Here is a 5,453-nt window from a genome sequence, read left to right on the forward strand (position 1 = left end):
GTTCCCGCCCCTCCCAACCGGGATATACTCGTGGAAGTTCATCGCGTTCCCGCCATGCCCGCGTGGCGTATTCGATGCTCCCGGCGCTCGCCCCGGTCGTTCTCGACCACGGTGCGGCCCGCCATCACGCGTACGGACACCGGTCGTCGGCCCGCGCTGCGCGCCTGGCCATGTCCTTCGTGTAACCTTCCACGGTTGGCGTCACCGCCGACCAGTCCGCCCGACCTCTCCCGGTCGGATGAACCTTCGCGTGCGGCGACGTGCGCGATCCCGAGCGCTTGAATGGAGTTACCGTGGCTTCTGTCTGCGACGTCTGCGGCAAGGGACCAGGGTTCGGTAACAGTGTTTCCCACTCGCACCGTCGCACCCGCCGCCGCTGGAACCCCAACATCCAGACCGTCCGCACCCGTGTGGGCGGCACGCCCAAGCGCGTGAACGCCTGCACCTCGTGCATCAAGGCCGGCAAGGTGACCCGCTAGGGTTCCCAGCCCTCCGGACCTTCCATGAAGGCCTCTGACCCTCTCGGTCGGAGGCCTTCGCCCTTTGTCGGGGACCTGTCGGAGGCCGGGTCCGCCCCGGCATCCCGGCGGGGCCCCGGCGGACCCGGAGACGGCCCGCGTCCCCGCTTCCCCCGGTTCACAGCTCGCAGACGTGCCCGTTGAGGGAGCAGCGGATCGGGCTCTGCGGCACGCCGACCGCCTCGAAGGTGAGCGCCACCGAGTCGCCCGGCTCCAGGCTGTTCTGGTCGGCGGGCTGGCGGGCCAGGATGCCGTTCTCGATCTCCGCCCAGTCCGCGCCGTTGACGTGCGTGATCTCCGCGGAGTCGAAGGCCAGGGCCAGCTCCCAGCCGTCCAGGCTGGCGTGCGAGGTGTTGGTGACGGTGACGTGGCCGCTGAAACCGACCGCCGTGGACTCCGTGACGCGGTAGACGACCGTGGTCGGCTCCGAACCCGCCTGGGTCTGCGGCCCCTGCTCCCCCTCGCCCTGGGCCGCGGGCTCCTCGGTGTCGGTCCCCGGCGAGGCGTCGTGCGTGGGCTGGACCCCGTCCTGGGTTCCGGGGGCCTCGGTCGCGCCCGGGGTGCCGCCGAACTGGAGGTAGATCTGGGTGGTGCTGTACCCGAACAGGAGCAGGCCGAGGATCACGCCGGAGACGACGAGCACGTTGAGCAGCCGCGGGGGTTCGACGCGTTTGGGGACCGTGCTCTCGATGAGGCCGCCGAGCCGCCGCAGCACGCCGACGTCCTCCGGCTCGCTGCGGTGCACACCCCGGCGGTTGCCGTTCCGCCAGCCATGCCGCCCCATAAACCGCCCCTCGACGTTGCCAGCGCCCTCCGCCGAGAGCCGCCGGTTTCCGGTCCCTCCCCCGTCGCCCTCCGCCGTGTGTGCCCCGTCCGGTGCGGGGGACACCGGCGAAGCCGTGGCTTCCTGCTCCGACCGTCGGTCGCTCCCGGGGACTTCCTGGGGCCGCCGCTTCCCGCAGGGCGGGTGCCGCGCCCGGAAAGGCCGCGTTCGCAAAGCCTAGCGCGAGAGTTAAACAGGACAAATCCCATCGGGCACCTCAGCGCCGGAAATGATCCCATCCTCCGCGAGGTGGAACCCGCCCGTCGACCGTGACCGGAATTGTGTTTTCCTCAGCGTTTTCACCTGTTGTTCGCACGACGGTTCCCACTCTGGACCAGTGGGCGGGCAGAACGGTGTGCGGCGGGAACACGGCGGCGAGGGCGTGGTCCTCGCCCCCGGCGACCATGAGGTCCCGCGCGGCCCGCTCGGCCGTGTCGGCTCCGGCCCCCAGGACGCGGACCGCCTCGACGAGCGCGGGCTCGGGGCGCAGCGCCTCCCCCTCCAGGTCGATGCGCACCCCGCTGGCCCGGCAGACGTGCCCGAGGTCCTGGGCGAGGCCGTCGCTGACGTCGAGCATGGCCGTGGCCCCGAGCCGGGCCGCCTCCGCCCCGCGGGCGTAGGGCGGGCTGGGCCTGCGGTGCTCGGACAGGCACTCGGCCGGGCCGTCGATCCCCTGTTCCAGCAGGGCGAGCCCGGCGGCCGACAGCCCCAGGTGGCCGGTGTAGGCGACCACGTCGCCGGGGCGGGCGCCGTCGCGGCGGACAGGCGCCCGCCCTTGGAGGTCGCCGAGCGCGGTGACCGCGATGGTGAGGGTGTCCGAGCCGACCATGTCCCCGCCCACGACGGCGCCGCCCGCGACCGCGCACTCGTCGCGGACCCCGGCGGTGAACTCCTCCGCCCAGGGCACCGGGAGGTCGGCGGGCGCGGCGAAGCCGATGAGCAGGCCGGTGGGGCGGGCGCCCATCGCGGCGACGTCGGCGAAGTTCTGCGCGACGGCCCGGTGCCCCACGTCACGGGCGGTGGACCACTCGCGCCGGAAGTGGCGGCCCTCGACCAGCAGGTCGGTGGTCGCGACCGTCCGGCCGTCGGGGGACGCGACGACGGCCGCGTCGTCCCCTGGTCCGAGGATTACATCGTCCGTGGTGGGGAATTGGCTCGTCACGCGTGCGATCAGAGCGAACTCACCAAGACCCCCAATGGTGTTCCGCACAGGGATCAGGGTACGGTGACGCTCCGGCGCGGTGGTCCGGACCCACGCTTGTCATCCGTCCGTCATCGGCCGCACCCTGGCTCGGCCGTGAACCACTCGCCGCTCCGACCGGCGACACGAAGGAGTACTCATGGTGCAGGCATACATCCTGATCCAGACCGAGGTCGGTCAGGCAGCCGAGGTGGCGGGGCGCATCCGGGGCATCGAGGGGGTCGAGAAGGCCCACGACGTGACCGGGCCCTACGATGTCATCGTCCAGGCCAGCGCCGAAGACATCGACTCCCTGGGCACCCTCGTGGTGGCCCGGATCCAGCGGTTGGACGGCATCGCCCGGACTCTCACCTGTCCCATCGTCAACATCTGACGCATCGCGTCGTCCGGAGCGGGGTCTGCTGTGCTGAGTCGGTTCGCGTGCGCCGGTGTGGTCGCGGCCCTGGCCCTGGTGGCGACGGGCTGCGGCGCGCAGACGGTGCGGATGCAGCCGCCCGAGGCGGACGCGGCGACCGCCGAGGTCTGCGCCGACCTCGTCGCGGCGCTCCCCGACACCCTGCTGGGGGCGGAGCGGGCACAGGTGCGGCCCGACTCGGAGCTCACGGCGGCCTGGGGCGACCCGCCCATCGGACTGCGCTGCGGGGTGGAGCGCCCGGTGACGCTGACCAGCACCTCCTACCTACAGGAGGTCAACGGTGTTCCGTGGCTGCCGCAGCCGGAGGACGCCCCCACCATGTACACGGCGATCGGCCACGAAGCGTACGTGGAGCTGTCGATCCCGGCCGCCCACGGCGCCCCCGCCGCCGCGCTGTCCACGGTCAGCGACCTGATCGTCGAACACGTCCCCGCGCTTCCCGAAGGGGAGCTGTGACCCGGCACCCGTGATGAGGGGCCGGGAGCGTTCTCCCGTCGAGAGGGTTGTGTCCGCGCCCGCGCTCGGAGCGACCGGCGCGGTGGCGCGGGAGTCCCCGGCGGGCCCTCCCGACGGACACCGGCACGGCCGCGGCGCGGCGGCGTTCCCGGCCGGGCGGGACGAGCGCGTGCGCTGACGACGGGGCCCGGTGCGCGGGCACACCGAGGCGGGCGAAGGCGCGGCCTCTTTACCCCGCCAAGCCCGCCCACCAGCGGCCCGCGCGGCCTGTGGACGACCCGTACGACCTGTGGCCGACACGCGCGTGGGGCCGCCAGCGGACGCTGACGGCCCCACGTCGGTCATCACGGGGTCACGGTGACGGCGGAAAGTCCCGTCAGTTCTCCGCCCCGGCCGACTCCTCCGCGGACGGCTCGTCCTCGGCGGCGTCGGAGGGGGCGTCGGACGCCTCGTCCCCGGTGCCCTCCTCGGCTCCGGCGTCGCCGCCCTCGGGGCCCTCCATGGTCTCGGCGTCCACGCCGGCGCCGCTGCCGAGCATGGCGTCGACCTCCTCGGCGTTCTCCGCCACGCCGCCGGAGCAGGCGGCGCCCGGCTCGGGAACGTCGGTGCCGCGCTCGTACAGCCGCACGAAGCGCTGGAGGTTCTCGTCGTCGGCGCTCTCGGCGGTGATCTGGCGTCCCCAGCTGGAGGCGACGATCGGCGCGTCCAGCTCACCCGCGTAGGGGCTGATCACCAGGTAGTCGCCGGAGCTGTACATGTCGGTCAGCGTCTGGACCTGGTCCTCGGGCAGGTCGGGCCGGTAGTTGATCCACACCGCGCCGTGCTCCAGGGAGTGCACCGCGAACTCGTGGGTCACCGGCTCGGTGTAGACGCCGCAGTTCTGCCAGGCGTTCCAGTGGTCGCCGCCCACGGGCGGGGACTGCTCGTAGTTCACGCGCTGCCCGGTGTCCACGTGGACGTAGGAGCCGACCTCGTACTCCTCCACCCCCGAGATCGTGCGGCTGCGGAACTCCATGAAGACGAGGAAACCGATCAAACCCACGACCAGGACCACAGCGGTCGTGATACCGGTGGTGGTAAGGATTTTGCGGCGGCGTTCCTCTTTGAGGCGTTGCGCCTTCAGCTCGGCGGCGCGGCGGCGACGCTCCTCCGCCGTCTTCTTCTTGGCCACTGGGTCTCCTGGGATGGATGGTGACATTAGGGACTTACCTATCCTCTACTTTGGCACCAGAGTTGGGCGATTCGACCAGGATGGTTCCTATGGAACAGAAAAACGGTCCCGCGGCCGGGACCGCCGACCACGTCGGCGATGTCCCGGACGACGACGGGCCCCCGTGGGAGGACGGGGCGGCGGACGAGGAGACCCCGTCGCGGGTGTCCTGGCGCTCGGTACCGATGTGGATCACTGTGATCCTCGTCGTACTGGCCCTGGGCGGGGGTTACCTGCTGGGACGCCCGTCCTACCCGCTGGACACCGGCGCCGACGCCGGGTTCCTGCGCGACATGAGCGCGCACCACGCCCAGGCCGTGGACATGTCGATGCTCATCCTGGAGAGGACCGAGGATCCCGAGCTGCGCACGGTGGCCACCGACATCGCCCGCACCCAGCAGGCCCAGATCGGGATCATGCAGGGGTGGCTGATGGCCTGGGACCTCAACGCGCGCGGCGTGCGGGAGCCGATGGCCTGGATGGAGGGCCACGACCACGGCGGCGGGGGCGGCGAGGTCCCCGACACGATGCCGGGCCTGGCCTCCTCGGAGGAGATGGTCTCCCTGGAGGAGGCCACGGGCGAGGAGGCCGAACTCCTCTTCCTTGAGCTGATGATCGCCCACCACAAGGGCGGCATCGAGATGGCCGAGGCGGAGGTGGAGCTGGGCCAGGAGGACCTGGTCACCGACTTCGCGCAGGGGATGGCCGACTCCCAGCTCAAGGAGATCGACCTGATGGAGGGCATGATCGACCAGCGCCGGGACGGCGCCTCCGGCGACTGACCCCGCTTCCCCGGACACGGCGACGGCGGCCCACCCGCGGGTGGGCCG

7 protein-coding genes are annotated in these 5,453 nt (G+C 72.1%); 4 read left to right on the plus strand and 3 right to left on the minus strand.

Annotated features, from left to right (window positions below):
- Window positions 1–293 precede the first annotated feature (293 nt).
- Window positions 294–479 (plus strand): 50S ribosomal protein L28, encoded by a 186-nt coding sequence (gene rpmB, locus DQW06_RS15550; RefSeq protein WP_013151263.1) that lies wholly within the window; start codon window positions 294–296, stop codon window positions 477–479.
- A gap of 157 nt (window positions 480–636) precedes the next feature.
- On the opposite strand, the gene DQW06_RS15555 is transcribed toward rpmB, so the two are convergent.
- Together DQW06_RS15555 and DQW06_RS15560 are read right to left on the minus strand one after the other, a co-directional pair.
- Window positions 637–1,302 (minus strand): cellulose binding domain-containing protein, encoded by a 666-nt coding sequence (locus tag DQW06_RS15555; RefSeq protein WP_013151262.1) that lies wholly within the window; start codon window positions 1,300–1,302, stop codon window positions 637–639.
- Window positions 1,303–1,558: 256 nt separating this feature from the next.
- The gene (locus DQW06_RS15560; RefSeq protein WP_117198783.1) at window positions 1,559–2,551 is read right to left on the minus strand and encodes a thiamine-phosphate kinase; all 993 of its coding nucleotides are present in this window, start codon (window positions 2,549–2,551) and stop codon (window positions 1,559–1,561) included.
- A 130-nt stretch (window positions 2,552–2,681) separates the two neighbouring features.
- Between DQW06_RS15560 and DQW06_RS15565 the strand changes: the two genes are divergently transcribed.
- Both DQW06_RS15565 and DQW06_RS15570 read left to right on the plus strand, forming a co-directional pair.
- Window positions 2,682–2,915 (plus strand): Lrp/AsnC family transcriptional regulator, encoded by a 234-nt coding sequence (locus DQW06_RS15565; protein WP_013151260.1) that lies wholly within the window; start codon window positions 2,682–2,684, stop codon window positions 2,913–2,915.
- A gap of 30 nt (window positions 2,916–2,945) precedes the next feature.
- Window positions 2,946–3,413: a DUF3515 domain-containing protein gene (locus tag DQW06_RS15570; protein ID WP_019608662.1), complete on the plus strand. Its 468-nt coding sequence runs from the start codon at window positions 2,946–2,948 to the stop codon at window positions 3,411–3,413.
- Between the two features lie 376 nt (window positions 3,414–3,789).
- Here DQW06_RS15570 and DQW06_RS15575 read toward each other — a convergent pair whose 3' ends face one another.
- Window positions 3,790–4,584, minus strand: a complete 795-nt coding sequence (locus DQW06_RS15575; RefSeq protein ID WP_013151258.1) for a DUF3105 domain-containing protein — start codon at window positions 4,582–4,584, stop codon at window positions 3,790–3,792.
- An 89-nt stretch (window positions 4,585–4,673) separates the two neighbouring features.
- On the opposite strand from DQW06_RS15575, the gene DQW06_RS15580 reads away from it, so the two are divergent.
- Window positions 4,674–5,405 (plus strand): DUF305 domain-containing protein, encoded by a 732-nt coding sequence (locus DQW06_RS15580; protein WP_013151257.1) that lies wholly within the window; start codon window positions 4,674–4,676, stop codon window positions 5,403–5,405.
- Window positions 5,406–5,453 lie beyond the last annotated feature (48 nt).

It is taken from the genome of Nocardiopsis sp. TNDT3, assembly GCF_003427465.1.
GTDB lineage: Bacteria > Actinomycetota > Actinomycetes > Streptosporangiales > Streptosporangiaceae > Nocardiopsis > Nocardiopsis dassonvillei.

Excerpts from the sequence above, each read along its gene's own strand:
- DQW06_RS15555 (WP_013151262.1), bottom strand. The coding sequence starts at position 1,302 with ATGGGGCGGCATGGCTGGCGGAACGGCAACCGCCGGGGTGTGCACCGC.
- DQW06_RS15580 (WP_013151257.1), top strand. The coding sequence starts at position 4,674 with ATGGAACAGAAAAACGGTCCCGCGGCCGGGACCGCCGACCACGTCGGC.
- DQW06_RS15565 (WP_013151260.1), top strand. The coding sequence starts at position 2,682 with ATGGTGCAGGCATACATCCTGATCCAGACCGAGGTCGGTCAGGCAGCC.